This is a genomic window from Desulfatibacillum alkenivorans DSM 16219 (assembly GCF_900142135.1).
In the GTDB taxonomy this organism is placed as follows: Bacteria; Desulfobacterota; Desulfobacteria; order Desulfobacterales; family Desulfatibacillaceae; genus Desulfatibacillum; species Desulfatibacillum alkenivorans.
In genome coordinates, this window is record NZ_FQZU01000002.1 from 260,974 (window position 1) to 280,156 (window position 19,183).

Consider the following 19,183-nt stretch of genomic DNA (forward strand, 5'->3'; position numbering starts at 1 on the left):
AATTTGACATGGCATTGGGTTGGATTTATATTTTTGATATATTTTTGATATATTTTTTATATCATTTTGATATAATTCTATTGACACCATGACAAACAAAACATATTTTATACACGGAGGAATTTGCGAAGGGGGATTAAAGGAGTTCCAAAGATGGAAAATCAAAAAAAGCGCGTCATGTTCACCTTTGACGAGGCCAGCCTTAAAAGCCTGCAAAAACTAAAAGAGGACGGAGGCTTTCCCTCCATGGCGGAAGCGGTCAGACGCTCGCTGCAAATCAACAAGGCCCTTAGGGAGCAAAGCGCCAAGGGTTTTACGGAGATCGTGGTGAAAAATCCGTCCACCGGCGAAGAACGGGTAATGGTGATCCCTGAGTTGACTAATGGGAGCTAAATGATGACAGAAGAGGGAACCGGGCGGGACTCTTTGGAAGCCATTGACGGAGGCGAGATCGTCGCCGGTGAGCCGTTTGAAGAAAGCGCCGTTCCCATTTCAGGTGCGGAGGAGCCCTTCTACCTCGAAGCCGGGGAAGTAACCGACCTGGATGTTCATCAATTTACATTCAATAAAGTTGCGCATGAGGCCAAGACCGCACGAATATTGGCGATAATAATTGTCATCATATTTGGAGTCAGTTTTTTTGTGCATTACTTGGCGATGTTCGTTGCCTTGCTATTGGATTGCGACCAAAAAGTCGCCTCTCTTGGGGATTTATTCAATAGTTGGCTGCCTGTCATTTCGGGTTTTGTGGGCGCCTGCGTAACTTACTATTTCACCAAAGACAAATAGTGTTTTCACTCTCGAAAAACTGAAAATACACAATAGGCGGCGTCTTCTACGTTGCGTTTACTCTTCCTTGGCGGCGTTGTTTACGCTGGCAAGGGGATAAAGCAAATGGTCCGCCAGCCAGGACACCACGGGCACAGCCAGGCCGTCTCCGATCAGGTGGTAGGCCTCGTTGTATTTTTGGGGCAATTGATAGTCGTCGGGCAGGCCCATCAGCCGGGCCGCCTCTCGAGTGGAAATCAGGCGGGCGGAAACGTCCTTGCCGTTGACGATCATTAAAATCTGCCGGCTGGACCCGCCCGCCGGAGTGCGCAGGCATCCGCTGATCTGGTCGAACCGCACCTCCGCCCTTTGCACCCGGTTTCCGTCTGAATCCTTGCGGGTTCTTTTGTAGACGGTCCCCACGGTTATTTTTCCTGACTTTTTGACCGCTTCCACCTTGTTGATGTTGGCCTCGGACATCATGGAGAGGATGCGTTTCGTTTCTTCAGGCGTGTACAGGGAGACGCTTTGAGGTGCGTCTTCAATGAGGTCGGCCAGTTCAACCTTTCTCGGTTCGGGCCTGGGCAGATTCCACCAAATCCAATCCTTTTTTGTGGAAGCCGGCAGGGAGTTATACGCCTGCGCCGCCTTGGGCGTGTGCCAGAATCCGTCGGGCCCTTCCCGGCGAAGGGATTCTGGAATGAGCACGGCCTTCTTGCAGGCGACGATAAAGAGCCTGGGACGGGATTGGGGCGTGAAATGGACCGCGTTCATAACCAATGGGCCGAAGCAATATCCCGCACTGCTAAGCGCCTTGGCCAGAACCTTGAAATCCTCCCCCTTGTTGGAGCTTAGGGCGCCCACTACGTTTTCCAGGACAATTACCGGGACGCCCCGGCCCAGGGAGTCCAGTTCTTTCATGAGATCCCAAAACGGCCAGAAGGTTCCGCTGCGCGCGCCTTGAAGCCCTTTTCCGTTCCCAGCCAGGGACAAATCCTGGCACGGAAAGGAGGCCCAGGCCAAATCCGCGTTTTCCTTAAGGTCGGCGGGAGTCGCCTGCGCCACGTCCCGAACATCCACCCTGGGGGCGCCGCCGTGGTTGATTTCGTAAGAGCGTGCTTTTTTTTTGCACCATTCGTTGACGTAGACGCATTTCCATTGAGGCCCCAAGCCAAGGCTTGCCATGCCGCCGCCGGCGAAAAACTCGTAAAATCGGAATTTGTCAGCCATGGGCCTTAGTCCTCAATAAAATCCCGGATGATCGTTTCCAACTGCTCCAAGTCTTTGATCTGGCATTCCCAGATGACGAGAACTTGCCAGCCGTTGCTTTCCAGGGTTTCGATGTTTTTTTTATCCCGCTCCATGTTCCGGTCCAGCTTTTTGTTCCAGTATTCCGTGTTGGATGCAGGCCTGTTGGACGCCGGGCATCCCTGGTGCTGATGCCAGAAACAGCCATGGACGAAGATGATTTTTTTTCGTCCGGGAAAGACAAGATCCGGCTTGCCGGGCAGGTCTTTTCTGTGAAGCCGGTATCGAAATCCCAGTCGAAAGACGGTGCGCCGCACGGTCCATTCAGGCTTGGTGTTTTTGCTCCGCACCTGCTTCATGGTGTGTTTTCGTTGCTTTTTCGTAAGGTTATCTGTCATAAGCTTCTGGAATAAAAGTACATAATTTTTAAAAATTAGTCAAGGAAAGGGCGAGGGGGCGCGCGACTATTCGAATAATTGCCCCCAATTTGGTTGGATTTGGTTTAGGGGCGGGGCTTGCCCTGCCCGGCATGCTCCTCGGGCGTCCCTAAGGCTTTTGAAAATGTCGCTGCCAAAGGCTGAAGATTCACTATCTCGTTGCTTTTTGGCGTTTCTCTTTTTTTCAAAAGGTGTTATGAAGCCATGCTCTTTTGAGGGCCATGGAGGCGGGGCAGGGAGTAAAGAAGTGGCGCAAAACAACATTGTAACAGCCGCTGGGGATCAGCCGGGCAAAGGGGTCGCCCTTGCCTATCTGGCCATATTCGCGGCGGTGGTTTTTTGGGGATTGTCCTTTGTGGCGTCCAAGATCGCTTTGGAAACCATCCCCATATTCACTTTGATTTTCATCCGGTTTTTTCTGGCCGCGCTTTTGTTTACAGGGATCTGGTTGAAGACCGGATTTCCCCGCCTTCTTAAAAAAGATTGGATAAAAATAACCTTATTGTCCTTGTTCGAACCGGGATTGTATTTTTATTGCGAAACCACAGGCCTGAGCCTTACTTCCGCTCCCAAAGCATCCCTGATCATAGCCACGATCCCGGTTTTTGTGCTGGTTGCAGCCGCGATTTTTCTTAAGGAAAAAGCCAGCAGGCTGAACTTCATGGGCGTGGCGGTTTCTTTGGCCGGAATCGGGATTTTGGTGGCCGGAGGCCGTGAGATCCAGTGGTCCCTGTCCGGAGAGATGTTGGGCGACGCCCTGGTTTTCGGCGCCGTGATCGCCGCCAGTATATACATTATCATGGCCAGGGATTTGGGGCTGACCCATTCGGCTTTGACAATCACGGGCCTGCAATCGCTTTTCGCTGCAACTTTATACCTGCCTGCCTTTATTTGGGAATTCCCCCAGGTGAAGTGGGAAGGCCTGACTTCCCATTCCTTGTGGGCTTTGTGCTACTTGGTGATTTTCGCCACGTGTGCGGCTTTTTTCTGCTGGAACTATTCCCTGACGAAAATCCGGGCCTCCTCGGCGTCGGTGTTTTTGAACGGAATTCCCGTGGTCACAGCCCTGGCCGCCTGGGTTTTGTTGAGAGAAAGCCTGAACGCCGCGCAAATGAGCGGCGGCGCGCTCACGCTCATCGGCGTTTATATGGCCAACCTGCGCAGATGAATCGTCCTTAAAAGAGCAAATCCAGGTACCAGGCGATCTCCAACCGGTTTTTGTATTTGATTTTTTGTTGGGCCAGTTCCCCGGCGGTTATTTCCGTCGCCGGATTCCCGATTCTCTGCAGAAAATCCTTTTCCCTGTCCAGGCAAATTGCGGCGTCGTCCACAAAGGTCAGGTTTTCCGACTCGATGTAAGACGAACGCAGGGACAGGTTAAAAGAGCCCACCGCCGCCATTTTGGAGTCGAACAGGTATTCCTTGCTGTGGCAGTAGGGCGCGCCCTTATCGCCGGGCTCTCCGTTGACCGTATAGATTCTCGCCCCTGCGTCCAGCAGGTCCTGCATATTGTTCAAACTGATGAAATAGCCGGCGCTGAAATACAACTGGCTGGAGGTTTCGTACGAGTTGGTCAGGATGCGGACGTCCACGCCCCGTCCGGCGGCGTCCATAATGGCGTCGCACAACAGGCTTTGGGACAGGGAAAGGTACTGGGAGGTGATGTACAGGCTTTTTTCACTGGCCCGAATGCTTTGAATCAGGGCGTACAGGGCGGCGTAATCCTTGTCCCAGGGCTTGCTTTGGACGAACATGGCCTCCTGGCTTCCCGTCACCTGGTTCCGGACGGTCAAGTCCATGGGCGGCCTGACTTCAGGATTGGTGCGGCCAAGCTCCCGGTAGTTATACAGGAAGCCCCCCTGGATCTGATCCACAACCGGGCCTTCCAGATACAGGTCCAGGTCGGTCCACGCGTCAAAATATTGATCCTCCAGGTTGCGCCCTCCCACAATGGCCCTGGCGCCGTCCACAACCAAAATTTTTTCGTGCACTGCGTGGTCCAGCAAGGGCAGGGCGGGCAGGCCGCCCGGGCCTTTGAATATTTCCCGGATGTCCCAGGGCGGGCTCCGGTCCGGTGAAATCACGCCCTTATCCTCCAAAACTCTGGTAAGCCAATGGTCGGGAGGCCCCTTGCGGGCGTTATGCCTTTGGGCCAGATCCTTGGATGAAACCAGGATCAGATTCACGCCCCGTCCCGGGCTCTTGGACAAAAAGTTTTTCACTACGAACTCGCCGGGCTTGTTTGTGGAGAGCTTCTTTTCCGCGCTTTCCAGCCATTTTCCCACAAGCTCATCCAGTTCCAGGCGCAAGGCGCCGGAAGGCGACGTGGGCAGCTGGCTGCCTGCATTGAGGATGATGTTGACCTCCACCCCCTGCTTCGCTTTCTTTAGAAGAAGCTCCATCAGGGCGCCCTGGGCCGCGTCTTTATCAAAGGTGTAGCTTTGGAGATTGATTTGCCGGGTCGCCTGCTCGATCAGCTCCATGCGTTTGGCCAGGGCGGCGGGGCCGTCGGCCAGAACCTGGATGACGTTTCCCGGGGCGAAATTGCTGTCGCCCGCCCTTTCCAGCAGGGTTTTGAATTCCGAAGAGCCGATGGCCGGGAAATCGTCCGGCCTGTGAAACACCACCGTAAATCGCGTCATACCCTGGCCCTGCGCTCCTGCGGAGTCCTCCGCCCGGAGGGGCGTCCAATAGGTTCCGCAGTCGGCCAAGGAGTCCACCAGCAGGCTGCCAGTGTATCGGCCTTCTCCGGAAGGAAGGGTGTGCCGGGGATCGGAACGCAGATAAACGTCCTGAAAAGTCGCCGTATGCCCCATGAGCGCCCGGACCGATTTTATGGAGCAGTTTTCGTTGGGCGAAAACACGGTGCAGGAAAATTTAATCCGGTGGGCGCCCGTATTGGGAACGGCCTTGGGGAGGGAATCGGCGTCCTTAACCACCACCGGGGAGGGGGCGGATCGCTCTGGCAGCAAATTTCCGATAATGGGTTCGGCGTAGGCCGCGTTAATCAACAAACATAAAAAACACCATGCAAAAAGCGGTAAAATTATTTTCAATATTATGATATTATAAATAATATATTTCAAATTAAAGGCCCTCCGGAATGGCTTTTTCTCGCCTGGTAATGGTTCGCAATGCCTTTTGTGTAAAAAACTTTAACCCGCTCACGAAAAAAGGTCCATTTGTTTTATCCGGCGTTGAAGGTATATACTATGAATGACCGGCGTTCGGGGGTGGAGCGTTCGGCTCAACAAGCGTTCAAGGTCTTGTTTCGGAGAAAGAAATTAAGCGAGCCTTCGTTTTTTCAGAATTCGCTTGCGCATTTTTCCAATTTCTTTACAATTGCCCCAAACAAACCACCCCCCAAACACTTTTACAAGGAGTTTAGTATGTACGACTATCTTTTCTCTCCTATTAAGATCAACAAGGTGGAAATCAAAAACCGGATAGCCTATCCGGCGTTGGGGGTGCTGTACAGCTATGACGGCTGTCTAAACGACCGTTATTACAATTTTTTCAGGGAGAGAGCAGCGGGCGGCGCCGGATTGGTGACCGTCGGCCCCGTGGGCGTGGATTTTATCGGGTCCGGATTTATCGTTTTGTCCCTGGCTTCCGATGAGGCGGTTCCCGCGTTCACCAAGCTGGCGGACGTGATTCACGAAGCGGGCGCCAAGGCCTGGGTTCAGCTTTTTCATGCGGGGCGCTACGCCCATCCCATCGCAATCAACAATGAGCAGCCTTTGGGCGTGTCCCCGGTTTTCAGCCCCTATTCCAAAGCGACGCCCAAGGAAATGACCCTGGACGAGTTGGCGGGAATCCAAAAAGCCTTTGTGGACGCGGGAGTGCGGGCCAAAAAGGCGGGGTTTGACGGCGTGGAGATCATCGGGTCCGCCGGATACCTCATCACCCAGTTTCTTTCTCCCACGACCAACCTTCGCACGGACCAGTACGGCGGATCTTTTGAAAACAGGGTGCGCTTTCCCAGGGAAGTCATCGAAAAGCTGAGACATGCTGTGGGGCCTGATTTTCCCGTAACCATCCGCATGGCCGGTAATGATTTCATACCCGGGGCGAATACGGACGTGGACATGCCCGCCATCGCCCAGGTTTACGAAAAGGCCGGCATCGACGCCATCAACGTCACCGGCGGCTGGCACGAAACCAAGGTGCCTCAGCTTCCCATGGATCTGCCCCGCGGGGCGTTCGCCTTTTTGGCGGCTAATGTGAAAAAGGCGGTCAATGTGCCGATTATGGCGTCCAACCGCATTTCCGAGCCGGCCTTGGCCGAGAAGATCATCCGGGACAATTGCGCGGACATGGTCAACCTGGGCCGGGTGCTGATCGCCGACCCGGAATGGCCCATGAAGGCGCAAGCGGGCCGGGAAAAGGAAATCCGTCCCTGCGTGGCCTGCAACCAGGGCTGCACGGACCAGGTTTTTTCGGGCCAGCCCGTATTTTGCGCGCTCAACGCCAGGGCCAGCTACGAGGGCGAGCGGATTTTGAAGAAAACCGGCTCCCCCAAGAAAGTCATGGTCATCGGCGCCGGTCCGGGCGGGCTGGAAGCCGCGGTCACGGCGGCCATGGCGGGCCATAAAGTCGCCTTGTATGAAAAAAGCGACGACATCGGCGGCCAGTTGTGGCTGGCGGGCGCGCCTCCCCATAAGCACGAGTTGTTTGAAATAATCCGTTACTACCGGGCCATGCTGGAAAGCCTTGAAATCGACCTGCACCTGAACACGGAAGTGGATGCGGAGCTCATCAAGGCGGCGGCGCCGGAGTACATCATCGTGGCCGAGGGCGCCGAGCCTTTGATTCCACCCATTGACGGAAAGGACGATCCCTGCGTGCTGAACGCCTGGGACGTATTGAAGAACGATCCCCCCCTGGGCCCGGAAGTGGCGGTTGTGGGCGGCGGCGCCGTGGGCCTGGAGACCGCCATGTTCGCCGCGGAAAAGGGCACGCTCAGCCCCGAAGCCGTGCATTTTCTCATGGCTTACGATGCGGTCCCGCCGGAACGCATCAAGAAGTTCATGTTCGAAGGCTCGTCCAAGGTGACGGTTTTTGAAATGCTGGACAAATCCGGCAAGGACGTGGGCCGGTCCACCAAGTGGGTGTTGATGGACAACACCCAGCGTTTTGGGATCAACATTCTCACCAGCGCCAAGGTGCTGTCCGTAGCCGGCGGGCTGGTGAAGTTTGAAGTGGACGGAAAGGCCCTGGAAAAGCAGTTTGACAACGTAATCATGGCCGTGGGCTCCCGGTCCGCAAAAACGGTTTCGAACATGGTGGAGGAACTGGACATCCCCTACGCCGTGATCGGGGATGGCGCAGCCCCGGGAAAGATAGACGGAGCGGTGCACGGAGGTTTTTTGGCAGCCATTAACATTTAACAAGCTGAGTTGGTTTATTTGGTGAATGAGGCAGTTAGGCTGCCGTCTATATTGCACCAGACCGTTTGGATTCCGGCCTGTTTGGATAGTACGTACTGAAAGCATGTTGTTTTGCAAAATTTCGTGTGGAATTGCAATGGGCGCATCGTGTTGTTCAAGACGGTGCGCCCTTTTTTATATGCACAGGGCGTAGGCCGTTAAACAGGGTTTTGCGCCCTCTTTCTTGCATTCATCCCCAGCTTGATGAAATAAAAAAAGGAAAGGTTCCAACCCGTGAAGAAAAGCCTCCGCATCAAGTTCATGCTTCCGGCCGTGCTTGTCGCATTTGTATTTTTAAGCATTATCGGCGCCATCAATTATTTCAAACTTAGCACCGTGCTTGTCAAGAATTCCGAGGCGCGCATTTCCAGCCAGGCGGCGTCCTCGGCAGCCCATTTAGGCTCCTGGGTGCGCAGAAACACGTCTGAACTGATTCGCCTTTCCAAGCAGGCCTATTACCGCAATTCCCTCAAAGACAATTTTTTGGGGCAGGCGTCCCGAGAAAGCGTGGCCGAGGATTTCAAAAGCCTTGTGGAGTTGTATCCTTTTTTTGAACTTGTCACTTTACGGGATGTTGACGGAACCCCCCTCGTTTCTGACGACATGGAGGCCGCGGTCAAGTATTCCGATTCCGGGAAAAACGCGAATGTGTTGATCTCCAATGAAAAATACACAATATATCAGGCGATGAAAAGCCCCCTGTCCGGCCTCCCGGTGATTCCAATTCAAGTGGCCGTGGAAAACGGCTCCCTAAAGGGCTCCCTGACCGCCAATATCAATTTGATTTTCTTCCGCAGCCGATTCATGGAGAAAGAAAAGACTGTGGAAAGCGGACACGCCTTTGTGATCAATTCTCAGGGACTGGTCCTCACTCACCCGGATGAAGGTCTTGATTTTAATTTGAATCTTACCAATATCGGCCTTGATGCAGGCTTTTCAGGCAATGAGGACGCAATTTATCATAACTTGGTGCGGGAGGAGGACGGGAAGAGCATCATCTACACTGCGGCCATTAATAAAGTGAAAGGCACGGACTTATTTGTCGCGGTCAACGCCCAGGATCGGGAAATTCTCAAGGGCGTCAGGATTATGGCCAGGTGGGTGATCGGTCTGGGCCTGATCCTTATGCTGCTTATCGCTCTGGGCATCTGGTTTTTCCTGGAGTTTTCCATCCTGAAGCCCTTGAAAACCGTGCGCGACGGCCTTAAGGACGTGGCTCAGGGAGCGGGGGACCTGACCCAAAGGATAAAGATCGCCAATCAGGATGAGGTTGGCGACCTGGCCTCGTGGTTTAACGCCTTCATGGACGCTCAGCAGGACATGATTACGGAAATCATGGATTCCGCCCATTATCTGGCCAATCTCACCTCTCAGATTTCCGGCGCCGCCTCCCAGTTTGCAGCCAGCGCCGCCGAAATGGTGGCCTCGGTGACGGAAATCAGCACAACCGGCGAGGAAGTCAAGGAAACCGTCCGCCTTTCCAGCGGAAAAGCCGAAGAAGTGGCTCAAACCGCGGAAGCCACGGAAAAAGTGTCGCAAGGCGGGCTGTCCGCCACGGCCAAGACCTTGGACGGCATGGAGCGCATTAGAGCGGAAATGGAATATGTGGCCGAAAGCATTGTCAAATTGAGCGAGCAAACCCGGAACATCGCCGAAATCATCGACGCCGTGAACGAATTGGCCAATCAGTCCAACCTGCTTTCCGTCAATGCTTCCATCGAAGCGGCCAAAGCCGGCGACTTCGGCAAGGGCTTCGCCGTGGTGGCCCAGGAAGTCAAGACCCTGGCCGACCAGTCCAAGCAGGCCACGGAACAGGTCCGGAACATTCTCTCCGAGATTCAAAACGCCACCAGCGCCGCTGTCATGGCCACGGAACGAGGCTCCAAAGCCGTGGATGAGGGAGGCATGCTCTCCTCCGAAGCCGAGGAAGCCATCCGCAGATTGTCCCAAAGCTCCTCGGAATCCGCCAAGTCCTCCCGGCAAATCGCCGCTTCCAGCCACCAGCAATTGGCCGGCATGGAGCAATTGGCGCACGCCCTGGAAAACATAAAACAGGTGTGCGAGCAAAACATGGACAGCGCCAGGCAACTGGAGCAGTCCACCGGAAGCCTGAAGGAGCTTGGGGAGTCTTTGAGCAATATGGCTAACCGTTTTCAGGTATAACCGAGGCGGTTTTGGGGCTCCATAAAAAAAGCAGAAAGAAAAATAATGATTGACGCAAGCGTTTAGTCGCTATACACTTCCTCCATGAACACGAACTCAAACAAGCCGACGCCGTTCTCCCTGATCGGAAAATTCATGAAAGCCGTAAAGGTCTGGCAGGACCTGGAAAAACAGCCCAGGAAGTTCGGTATAGAACAGGATTTGCACAGCGCCGAAATCCATCTGATAGAAGCCGTGGGCCATCATGCGGGGGTGAGCGTGACCGATTTGGCGGAGCTTATGGGCGTGACCAAGGGCGCCGTGTCGCAAACCCTGAAAAAACTGGAAGGCAAAGGGCTTGTGAGCAAGATTGCGGATCCGGACAACAGTTCCCGCTTGCTGGTTCACCTGACGTCCAAAGGCAAGGTGGCCTTTTACGCCCATGAGCACTGGCACGAGACCATGGACGGCGGGTTTAAGGAGTATTTTTTCGGCATGCCCGAGGAGCAGTTGGTTTTTTTGGACGAGTTCCTGGACAGGCTGATCGACTTTTTCGGGAAGCGCCGATAATTTTTTTTGCAAAAAGCGTATACCTGCTAAACAAAGGAGCATAAATCATGAGTCTGAAAGAGAAGGGCTTCGGCCAAAGGATGGATCGCATGCCCGGATGGGCCTTCCGGGGCATGTCTTTCCTATTTAGCATCCGGGACCGTTTTTTTCCCGTGGACTCCCGGCTGGAGGAATTGCCCATCCGGGAGGGAATGACGGTGGCGGATTACGGATGCGGGCCGGGTTCTTATATTCCCCGGGCTTCCCGCAAGGTCGGTCCCAAGGGGACGGTGTTCGCCATAGACGTCCATGAACTGGCCATTGAGGCTGTGCAAAAGAGGGTTCAAAAGGGAGGCCTCGCCAACGTCAAACCCGTGCTGGCGGCAAAGGACAGGGCGCCCCTGGAAGACGAGTCGGTTGACCTGGTATGGGCTTTTGACATGTTCCACATGGTGAGCCAACCCACGGCTTTTTTGAGGGAGATCAACCGGTTTGCCAAGTCTTCGGCCTTGCTGTTTATTGACGACGGCCACCAACCCCGGGAGCGGACCAAGGCCAAAATATTGGAGTCCGGGGCCTGGAGCATTGCGGAAGAGAAACCCGAATATTTGAAATGCACACCCATAAAATAGGGAAAGGAGCTGCACATGAAGATTGCCGTCCTATATTTTTCGGCCACCGGCAACACAAAAAAGATGGCGGACGTCATTGAACAATCCCTTGCCGGGCTGGGCGCCCAGGTGGAGAAGATTGACGTCACTGTTCCCTCCGCTCGCAGGGAATCCATGGATTTCTCCGGGTGGGACGGCGTGATTTTCGGGGCGCCCATCCATTCCATGCGCGCCCCCCGGGTATTGCGGGAATGGCTGCAGACCCTGAACGGCCAGGGAAAAAAGGCGGCCATGTATTTCACCTACGGCGGGTTTCACGTGCATCCCTGCCATTACTCCACCAGGGAGATATTGGCGGCCGCCGGCTTCACCGTGGTCGCTTCGGCCGAGTTTCTGGGCGCCCACACCTTTAACAGGGGCGGCTGGCAAGCCGTCCCCGAGCGGCCGGACGCCTCGGATTTTGCTGTTGCAAAAGACTATGCCGCTGCAGTTTACGCCCGTTTTTCGGGCAAGGACGCAGGCGTTTTGGGCGAGTTGGAAAAAACCGATATGAACGAGGAGTTTCTGGACGCCATCGAGGGATTTCGTTTCAAGGCCCTGACTCAGCTTCCCACCAGAAACGGCAAGGAGTGCAGCCTGTGTATGGCCTGCCAGGAACAATGCCCCAGCGGCGCCATGGATGCCGAGAAAGGGGAGGCCGACCCCGCGCTTTGCATCGCCTGTCTGGGCTGTTTGGACGCATGCCCGGAAGACGCCTTGGAGATCAATGACATGAGCGGCGTGTTCGCCCAGAGGATGGAGATGGAAAAGTCCACGCCCCAGGATCTGAACAAAAAGCAGAGCAAAATTTATCTGTAGTTTTTTTGTCAATGCAGCAGGCGACGGGCCGGGCGCATGCTGTCCGGCCTGTTTTATCATGGGGTCAGGCCGCCGCCCCAAACCCGGGATCCTGTCACGCTTCCCGAAAGCTCCAACTCCACCACGCCAGGGGATAAGGGCAGCAAGGAGTCCCAATCTCCGGCCGAGGCGCCCTGATAAAACATCATATTCTTCAGATTCAGGGTGTATGTGATCACTTGTCCGTCCAGGAACGGAAAATCCGTGGTTATCGGGTCCGACGAAGTGAAGGAAATGTTTATTGTGTAATCCTGATTCATGAGGGCAGGAGCGCCTTGGGCCGAGCCTTCCACTGACGCATGGTAGACCGGGTCTTCCCCCCATTGGTGGGCGATGCTCCAGATTGCGTCCGCCTCAATGGCATCCTGGGTGTTCCAACGGAGGGTCAAATCCACATCCAGGGATGTCGGCTGCTCGTTGTCCGCCAGAACCCATCCTTCCTCAACAATGCCCTGGGTGACGGTGATCGTCGTGGAGGCGAAATCCCCCCCGCCCTGGGCGTTCTCGCACCAAAAGACCGGTTGGTGCACCTGAGCGTCCTGAGTTCCCGGGGTCCAGGAGAACAGGCCGGTTTCCGGATTTAAGGAGGCGTTTAAAGGCATGTTGGTCATGGTGAATCGAACCGGCAGGCTTCCAGGGGCTTCCAGCTGCAGGGTAAAACTCAGGGCTTTCCCTTCTTCAATTTGTTTGCTCTGCACAGCCTCGATAACGGGCGCCGATCCAAAGGCTTGCATGGCGTGTAAAGCCTCCTCCATGCCGGCTTTTCCATCCTGGTTGACGTCGCCGGCGCCCAGATTGCGGCACGGGAGTACATTGGCCGTTGTGAATTGCAAAGCGTCCAGGGCGTCCTCCAGGGTCAGGATGGAATCGCAGTTTAGGTCTCCGGCGTAGAAAAAATCGATCTGATAGGATTCCCAATCTCCGCCCGTCTGCTTGGCGTTCATAAAGGCGCGGACCGTGGCATCATCCGTAAAAAATTGATTGTACCTGAAATCGTTTTTTCCGTTCTGGAGGGAGGTCAGGTGGACGATTTCTTCGGGAACAGGCCCGCAAAAACGGTTGTTGCTCAGATCAAGGACCATGAGATTGGAGAGGCTTCCCATGCCCGAGGGAATGGCTCCGCAAAGGCTGTTTTGGGAGGCCAGAAATTCCTGAAGTTGAGACAGGCCGTCAAAGCCGCATGGCAGGCCGCCTGTCAAGCGATTTTCGCTGACGTTCAGCTTGGTCAGCATGAAGAGCTTGGTCAACTCCGCCGGAATCCTTCCGGTAAATTTGTTGGCGTGGATCAATATCTGTTGCAGCCAGAAAAGATCTCCCAGCCACGCGGGAATCTCGCCGCTCAACAAGTTGTGATGGACGTCCAGTATCCTGAGCTCCGACAACCTGGAGAACTCCTCGGGCAAAGGCCCGGAAAGGTTGTTGCGATTGGCGTACAGGTGTTCAAGGGCGCCTAAATTTCCCAGGGAGGCGGGGAACGAGCCTTCCAACTGGTTGCGATGAAGATACAGGCCGGCCAATGCGCTCAGGCTTCCCAGCGAAGCGGGTATTTCCCCTTTGAGCGCGTTTTTCGACAGGTCAAGAGTCTCCAACAGGGCCAGGGCGGATAAATCCGGCGGGATAGACCCTGCCAAGCCGTTTCCCGAAAGGGCGACGCCGGTCACATGGCTCTCGTCATTATTGCATGTCACGCCGTACCATCCGGCTTCCGTTCCCGGCCGGGCGAATCCATCCTCGGCGAGAGGCTCCTCTTTCCAGCCGCCTGCATTCGTCCAATTGCTTCCCCCCGCGGCTGTGTACAATGCTATAAGGGCCGCTCTTTCCGTTTCCGGTATTTGAGCCGCAGCCTGGGGAACCCAGTAAAACAAAGCCAGCATCAAGATAGTAAGTAAACGGGTGTCTTTGGGCATTGCTCTCCCTCACAAGCAAAAAACCAATTGCTTGCCGAAAAAACGTCCCCTCTGCAAACCAATTGCAAACAAGTTTGTACGATTGTTGAATTAGCCTGAACCGTGCCACACGCATCCGTATTAGTCAAGGATGGATATGACCTTTAATGGCAAAAAATGAGAAATCATAGTCAGTGTAAAATTTTATAAATGTCATTTAACTAGCCTGTTAAGCCGGAAGTGATTCTGGCCGAATTTTTTTCTTGCCTTCCCATATGATCAGGAGGATAATCCCCCTCGGCTAAGGGGGGCGGAGGTTTGCCCCCGTATATCAGAAATCACTAGGAGAAAGCCCCATGAACGACCCAGGAGACAGTCACAGTCCCCGTTGTCAGGACGCAAAAATCGTCTGGCGCCCATGCGCCCATGCTTTGCGGCGTACACGCAATGCAGCCCCTTCCGCGATAGGCAGGCTCTCCGGTCCGTTCTAGCCTGTTGATTCGCCTCCGGCCGCCATGCGTTTTCGCCGCGGCTGAAAAGGAGGTGAATCATGAACATCAAAAATCCGCTCCACATCATTGAACTGCGCGAAATGCTCGCGCACGCCGATTATCAATCCATAAGAAATTACTGCCAATCCTATCATCCGGCCGACATCGCCGACGCTCTGTCTTCCTTCCCGGACAGCGAAGCGCGGGTTGTCCTTGGCCATGCTCCGGCCCCTTTGGGCGCAGAGATTTTCAGCCATCTGGATGAAGACGTTCAGGCGAGCATGGCTTCCGGGATGTCCCGGAAGGACCTTGCCGGCCTGTTGGCGGAGATGCCCCCGGACGACCGGGCCGACTTGTTCAAGAAAATGAGCAGCGAACTGCAGGAAAACGTGCTGCCGGCCCTGGCCCAGGCTGAGCGGGAGGATATCCGCCGCCTGGCCTCGTATAAAGAGGGAACCACCGGCGCCGTAATGACCTCGGACTACGCCGCGCTTTCAGCGGACCTCACTGCATCCCAGGCCATCGACCGCTTGCGCGAAGCAGCGCCGGACAAGGAAACCATTTATTACACCTATGTGGTGGACGAACAACGCAGGCTGCTTGGATTTGTATCCTTAAAGGACCTCATTACGGCGCGGCGCAACGCAAGGGTGGGGGACATCATGCACAAGGATGTGATTTTTTCCCGGGTGGAGGACGACCAGGAAGCCTCTGCCAGGAAAATCCAGAAATACGACCTGTTGGCCCTGCCTGTCGTCAACGGAGGCGACGCTCTGGTGGGAATTTTCACTCATGACGACGCCTTGGATGTCATCACCCAGGAAACCACGGAGGATATGGAGAAACTGGCGGCCATCACCGGAGCCCACGAAGCCGGCGTGTATCTTAAAACCCCGTCCTGGATTCATTTTAAAAATCGCGCATACTGGATAGTGGGCCTTGCCGCCCTGGGGCTGATATCCGGCGTGATCATCCATTCCTTTCAGGCCAGCCTCATGCACATGTTGATTTTGGCGCTGTATATGCCCATGGTGGCGGACACCGGCGGAAACACGGGCAGCCAGTCGGCGACCGTGGTGGTGCGAGCCCTGGCCTTAAAGGAAATTTCGCCCAAGGATACGTTCAGGGTGCTTTACAAAGAATTGAAAATTTCGGTTTTGCTGGCGTTGATTCTGGGGGGGCTGTCCTGGCTTAAGGTCATGTTTCTTTCCCGCGGAGACAACATCCCCATGGGAATTTCCCTGGCCAAGGCGGGATTCGCCATAGCCGCCGCCCTGGCGTTGCAGGTGGTTACCGCCACCCTGGCGGGGGCGATTTTGCCTTTGTTTGCAGCAAAGATGAAATGGGACCCGGCCATTGTGGCCAGCCCGGCTCTCACCACGGTGGTGGACATCACCGGGCTGCTCATCTACTTCACGTCGGCCAAGTTGATTTTGGGCGTGTAAAAGGGAGAAGGGCGGGGGGGCTCCCCCCGCCTTTATCATCAGGCCTCTTCGTCCTTGGGGCCGATCCAAAAATAAGGATTGTACGCGACTTCCCAAAGATGCCCGTCCGGGTCGGCGAAATATCCCGAGTACCCGCCCCAGAAAACCTTTTGGGGAGGCTTGATCTGGGCCGCCCCGGCTTCAAGCGCTTGAGCCATGAACGCGTCCACCGCAGCTTCCGAGGCCAGATTATGAGCCAGGGTCACGCCCCGGAATCCCTTTCCTTCCGCCGGAACCTGGGCGTCTTCGGCCAACAGGTTCCAGGGGTATAATGCCAGCCAGGTTCCGTTCAGGGTGAAAAAGGCGACCGCCGGGTCGTAGTCCATTTTGGGAAGCCCCAGGCCTTCTTCATAAAATTGGACCGCCCGGTCCATATCCCGAACGCCCAGGGTGATCATGCTGATTCTCGGCCTCATAAATCCTCCGGTGTCTAAGTAATTGGATGTTGGATTTGATAAGTAGCATTGGTTGGCATAAAAGCAAACCTGCAATCAATGCCGCACTCCCGCCGGTCATCCACGATTTGGGCCGCCCCCTGTTTTGACGGAATGCGCAGCCTGATTTTACTCGCACGTCACGTGGCACACGCCTGTGGGCGTTTGTTTTTCAAAGGGGAAGTATTTTTTCTTAAACCACAAAGCAGCGTTGACTAAGGCAATAAGCACAGGCACCTCCACCAACGGCCCGATTACCGCGGCAAAAGCCTGGCCGGAATCCAGTCCGAAAACGGCCACGGCCACGGCGATGGCCAGTTCGAAATTATTGGAGGCGGCTGTAAAGGAAAGGGTGGCGGATTGTTCGTAGGTGGCCCCGGCTTTCATGGAGAGGACGAAAGACGCAAAGAACATGACGATAAAATATACGCACAACGGAACGGCAATGCGAAGAACATCCAGGGGCAGTTGCACAATGTACTCGCCCTTGAGGGAAAACATTACAAGGATGGTGAACAAAAGAGCGATCAGTGTAATGGGGCTGATTTTGGGCAGAAAGTTTTCTTCGTAACGTTTTTCGCCTACGGTTTTCAGACCGATGACCCGGGAAAGCACTCCGCCGATGAAAGGAATCCCAAGGTAGATGAACACGCTTTCGGCAATCTGGCCCATGGAAATATCCACTTCCATGCCCGCCAGGCCGATCCAACCGGGCGCGACAGTGATGAAGAACCATGCGTATACGGAAAAGAACAGGACCTGGAAAATGGAGTTAAAGGCCACCAGGCCGGCGCAATACTCCCTGTCTCCGGAAGCAAGGTCGTTCCAGACGATTACCATGGCGATGCACCGGGCCAGGCCGATGAGGATAAGGCCGGCCATGTACTCCGGATGGCCGGACAAAAATGCAATGGCCAGACCGAACATAAGAATGGGGCCTATGACCCAGTTTTGCACCAGAGACAAGCTCAATACCTTGAAATCGCGAAAAACAAGGCCGAGCTTCTCATATTTGACCTTGGCCAAAGGCGGATACATCATGAGTATAAGGCCTACGGCGATGGGAATATTGGTGGTTCCCACGGAAAAATGGTTAATGACGTTCTTGATATCCGGAAAAAGGTAGCCGCTAACCACGCCTAAAGCCATGGCCGCAAAGATCCATAAAGTCAAAAAACGGTCCAAAAATGAAAGTCGTTTGGCGTCGCTCATTCGGCCCCCTGCTGTAAATTATCAGATAAAATTGCGGTTGGCTATTCGCCGGGTTTTAATGTGCAGCATTGCTCCGGGTTCGCCAGCCATTCTTCCACGGCGCCTTTGATCTGGTCGCGGATCGCCCGGGTTTTCTCCAACTGTTCTTCTTCGCTTCCCTCCAAGTTCCAGGGATCGGGAAAACTCCAATGGCAGCGCCTTACAATGCCGGGAAAGACAGGGCATTGCTCGGCCAGGGACTCGTCGCAGACGGTGATTACGAATTCATATATGCGCCCGGATTTATAAAGATCGAAAACCTTTTGGGATTCCTTGGCTGTAATATCCATGCCAAGCTCAGCCATGACCTTGGCTGCCAGGGGATTCACCGGCGCGATATCAAAACCTGCGCTTTCCACCATATGCCGGTCGCCTGCCAGGGCGTTTAAAAAAGCCTCGGCCATTCTGCTCCGGGCGGAGTTGTGTTCGCAGACGAATAAAACGCGCGTTTTTTGCATGGTAAATCCCCTTTTTGAAAATGGTCAGTCATTGTTCAGATTATCGGGCATGGCTTCCACAAAGGCCCGGATTTCGTCCCTGACCTTTCTGTAATACACTAGAGCGTCTTCTTCTGTTTTTGCGTCAGCGGCCAGAGCGGGAGGATCTTCAAAGCCTGCGTGGACCTTTTTGGCCCTGCCCAAAAACATGGGGCAGGATTCCTTGGCATGGTCGCAAACCGTGACTACGTAATCCAGGTCCTTGTCCAGAAATTGGTCCGCCAGCTTGGAGGTGTGGCTGGAAATGTCGATCCCGACTTCGGCCATCACTTTGACCGCCAGGGGGTTGAGCCCGTGGGTCTCGACGCCTGCGGACCAGGCCCGGAACTCGTCGCTTCTCAAGTGATTGACAAAGCCTTCGGCCATCTGGCTTCGGCAGGAATTGCCGGTGCACAAAAACAGGATTTTGATGAGTTCTTCAGACATGATTATATCTCCAAAAGCCTTTATCAGGCGTCAAAGTCGAAATCCGCCAGATAGTCCTGCAGGCTTTCCAGTTTTTCTCCGGTCAATTCCGGGCAGTCTTCCGCGCCCTTGCCGCCTTCCCGCACCAGGTTGGCGAAAACCATGCACGTGGGCTGGCCGCATTTTTTGCAATTGGTTTTTGGGAGGCGCTTGAGGATCTCCAGGAACTGGGGCGATTTTTTGCCTTCGTAACAGGGGGTTATGGAATCCCTTTCCTCCCAGACCCGGTTGATTTCGTTGATCATCCAGGTCAGAATTTTGTCCGCTTCCGCCTCATCCGCCAGGGCGTTGATAGCGATTTCCCGGGCGCCCACCTTGATGATCCGATTATTCACCCGGAACATGACCGTGGGCGGGTCCTTGTGGTATTCAATGCCGCCCAACTCGGCGTTCAGATAGGGCAGGGCATCTCCCACATCCGAATCCAGGCTGGCTATGCACACCACGGACTCAAAACTGTGGTTGCAATCCGGCCGGGTGATGCGTTTGGAGTAGCTTTCCAGAATCATAAACTTCCTCCGCAGGTTGCAGATTAAACCTTGTTTGTTTGATTTGCGTTAGTAAGGTTGAGTTGTAGCAAAAGATTTACCGGCT

General features: G+C 54.6%; 18 protein-coding genes. 9 read left to right on the forward strand and 9 right to left on the reverse strand.

The features are described 5' to 3' along the window. Positions 1–153: 153 nt before the first annotated feature. Both BUE18_RS03185 and BUE18_RS03190 read left to right on the forward strand, forming a co-directional pair. On the forward strand, positions 154–393 hold the full coding sequence (locus tag BUE18_RS03185; protein ID WP_073472755.1) for a hypothetical protein: 240 nt from the start codon (positions 154–156) through the stop codon (positions 391–393). A gap of 33 nt (positions 394–426) precedes the next feature. Further along, positions 427–789 carry a hypothetical protein gene (locus tag BUE18_RS03190; protein ID WP_139264591.1) on the forward strand — a complete coding sequence of 121 codons (363 nt, stop codon included), beginning with the start codon at positions 427–429 and terminating at the stop codon, positions 787–789. Positions 790–846: 57 nt separating this feature from the next. Here the strand turns inward: BUE18_RS03190 and BUE18_RS03195 are convergent, their stop codons facing one another. Beyond that, the gene (locus BUE18_RS03195) at positions 847–1,998 is read right to left on the reverse strand and encodes a DNA cytosine methyltransferase (protein ID WP_073472759.1); all 1,152 of its coding nucleotides are present in this window, start codon (positions 1,996–1,998) and stop codon (positions 847–849) included. A 5-nt stretch (positions 1,999–2,003) separates the two neighbouring features. Continuing rightward, positions 2,004–2,414: a very short patch repair endonuclease gene (locus BUE18_RS03200; protein WP_073472761.1), complete on the reverse strand. Its 411-nt coding sequence runs from the start codon at positions 2,412–2,414 to the stop codon at positions 2,004–2,006. Between the two features lie 286 nt (positions 2,415–2,700). Between BUE18_RS03200 and BUE18_RS03205 the strand changes: the two genes are divergently transcribed. Continuing rightward, on the forward strand, positions 2,701–3,621 hold the full coding sequence (locus BUE18_RS03205) for a DMT family transporter (protein WP_073472763.1): 921 nt from the start codon (positions 2,701–2,703) through the stop codon (positions 3,619–3,621). Between the two features lie 7 nt (positions 3,622–3,628). On the opposite strand, the gene BUE18_RS03210 is transcribed toward BUE18_RS03205, so the two are convergent. Continuing rightward, the gene (locus tag BUE18_RS03210; protein ID WP_139264592.1) at positions 3,629–5,467 is read right to left on the reverse strand and encodes a phospholipase D-like domain-containing protein; all 1,839 of its coding nucleotides are present in this window, start codon (positions 5,465–5,467) and stop codon (positions 3,629–3,631) included. Between the two features lie 375 nt (positions 5,468–5,842). Here BUE18_RS03210 and BUE18_RS03215 point away from each other — a divergent pair, with 375 nt between their 5' ends. The 5 genes from BUE18_RS03215 to BUE18_RS03235 all read left to right on the forward strand — a co-directional run bounded on the left by BUE18_RS03215 (position 5,843) and on the right by BUE18_RS03235 (position 12,042). Then, positions 5,843–7,843, forward strand: a complete 2,001-nt coding sequence (locus tag BUE18_RS03215) for an oxidoreductase (RefSeq protein ID WP_073472767.1) — start codon at positions 5,843–5,845, stop codon at positions 7,841–7,843. Between the two features lie 273 nt (positions 7,844–8,116). Beyond that, complete coding sequence (locus BUE18_RS03220; protein ID WP_073472769.1) at positions 8,117–10,045, forward strand: methyl-accepting chemotaxis protein; 1,929 nt, start codon at positions 8,117–8,119, stop codon at positions 10,043–10,045. 135 nt (positions 10,046–10,180) lie between these two features. Next, positions 10,181–10,594 carry a MarR family winged helix-turn-helix transcriptional regulator gene (locus BUE18_RS03225; protein ID WP_170868246.1) on the forward strand — a complete coding sequence of 138 codons (414 nt, stop codon included), beginning with the start codon at positions 10,181–10,183 and terminating at the stop codon, positions 10,592–10,594. Positions 10,595–10,641: 47 nt separating this feature from the next. After that, the gene (locus BUE18_RS03230) at positions 10,642–11,205 is read left to right on the forward strand and encodes a class I SAM-dependent methyltransferase (protein WP_073472773.1); all 564 of its coding nucleotides are present in this window, start codon (positions 10,642–10,644) and stop codon (positions 11,203–11,205) included. Between the two features lie 15 nt (positions 11,206–11,220). Continuing rightward, complete coding sequence (locus BUE18_RS03235) at positions 11,221–12,042, forward strand: EFR1 family ferrodoxin (protein ID WP_073472775.1); 822 nt, start codon at positions 11,221–11,223, stop codon at positions 12,040–12,042. 56 nt (positions 12,043–12,098) lie between these two features. Here the strand turns inward: BUE18_RS03235 and BUE18_RS03240 are convergent, their stop codons facing one another. After that, positions 12,099–13,988: an Ig domain-containing protein gene (locus BUE18_RS03240; protein ID WP_073472777.1), complete on the reverse strand. Its 1,890-nt coding sequence runs from the start codon at positions 13,986–13,988 to the stop codon at positions 12,099–12,101. A gap of 529 nt (positions 13,989–14,517) precedes the next feature. On the opposite strand from BUE18_RS03240, the gene mgtE reads away from it, so the two are divergent. Continuing rightward, entirely contained in the window at positions 14,518–15,903 is a 1,386-nt protein-coding gene (mgtE, locus tag BUE18_RS03245) for a magnesium transporter (RefSeq protein WP_073472779.1), read from the forward strand. A 38-nt stretch (positions 15,904–15,941) separates the two neighbouring features. Here the strand turns inward: mgtE and BUE18_RS03250 are convergent, their stop codons facing one another. From BUE18_RS03250 to BUE18_RS03270, 5 genes are all read right to left on the reverse strand, one after another. Next, complete coding sequence (locus BUE18_RS03250; protein WP_073472780.1) at positions 15,942–16,358, reverse strand: VOC family protein; 417 nt, start codon at positions 16,356–16,358, stop codon at positions 15,942–15,944. A gap of 147 nt (positions 16,359–16,505) precedes the next feature. After that, positions 16,506–17,588, reverse strand: coding sequence for an ACR3 family arsenite efflux transporter (gene arsB / locus BUE18_RS03255; protein WP_073472781.1), 1,083 nt, complete (start codon positions 17,586–17,588; stop codon positions 16,506–16,508). A gap of 41 nt (positions 17,589–17,629) precedes the next feature. Then, positions 17,630–18,085 (reverse strand): arsenate reductase ArsC, encoded by a 456-nt coding sequence (locus tag BUE18_RS03260; protein ID WP_073472783.1) that lies wholly within the window; start codon positions 18,083–18,085, stop codon positions 17,630–17,632. 24 nt (positions 18,086–18,109) lie between these two features. Beyond that, a complete protein-coding gene (locus BUE18_RS03265) occupies positions 18,110–18,550 on the reverse strand; it encodes an arsenate reductase ArsC (RefSeq protein WP_073472785.1) in 441 nt (146 codons plus the stop codon). 23 nt (positions 18,551–18,573) lie between these two features. Then, positions 18,574–19,098: a (Fe-S)-binding protein gene (locus BUE18_RS03270; RefSeq protein ID WP_073472787.1), complete on the reverse strand. Its 525-nt coding sequence runs from the start codon at positions 19,096–19,098 to the stop codon at positions 18,574–18,576. Positions 19,099–19,183 lie beyond the last annotated feature (85 nt).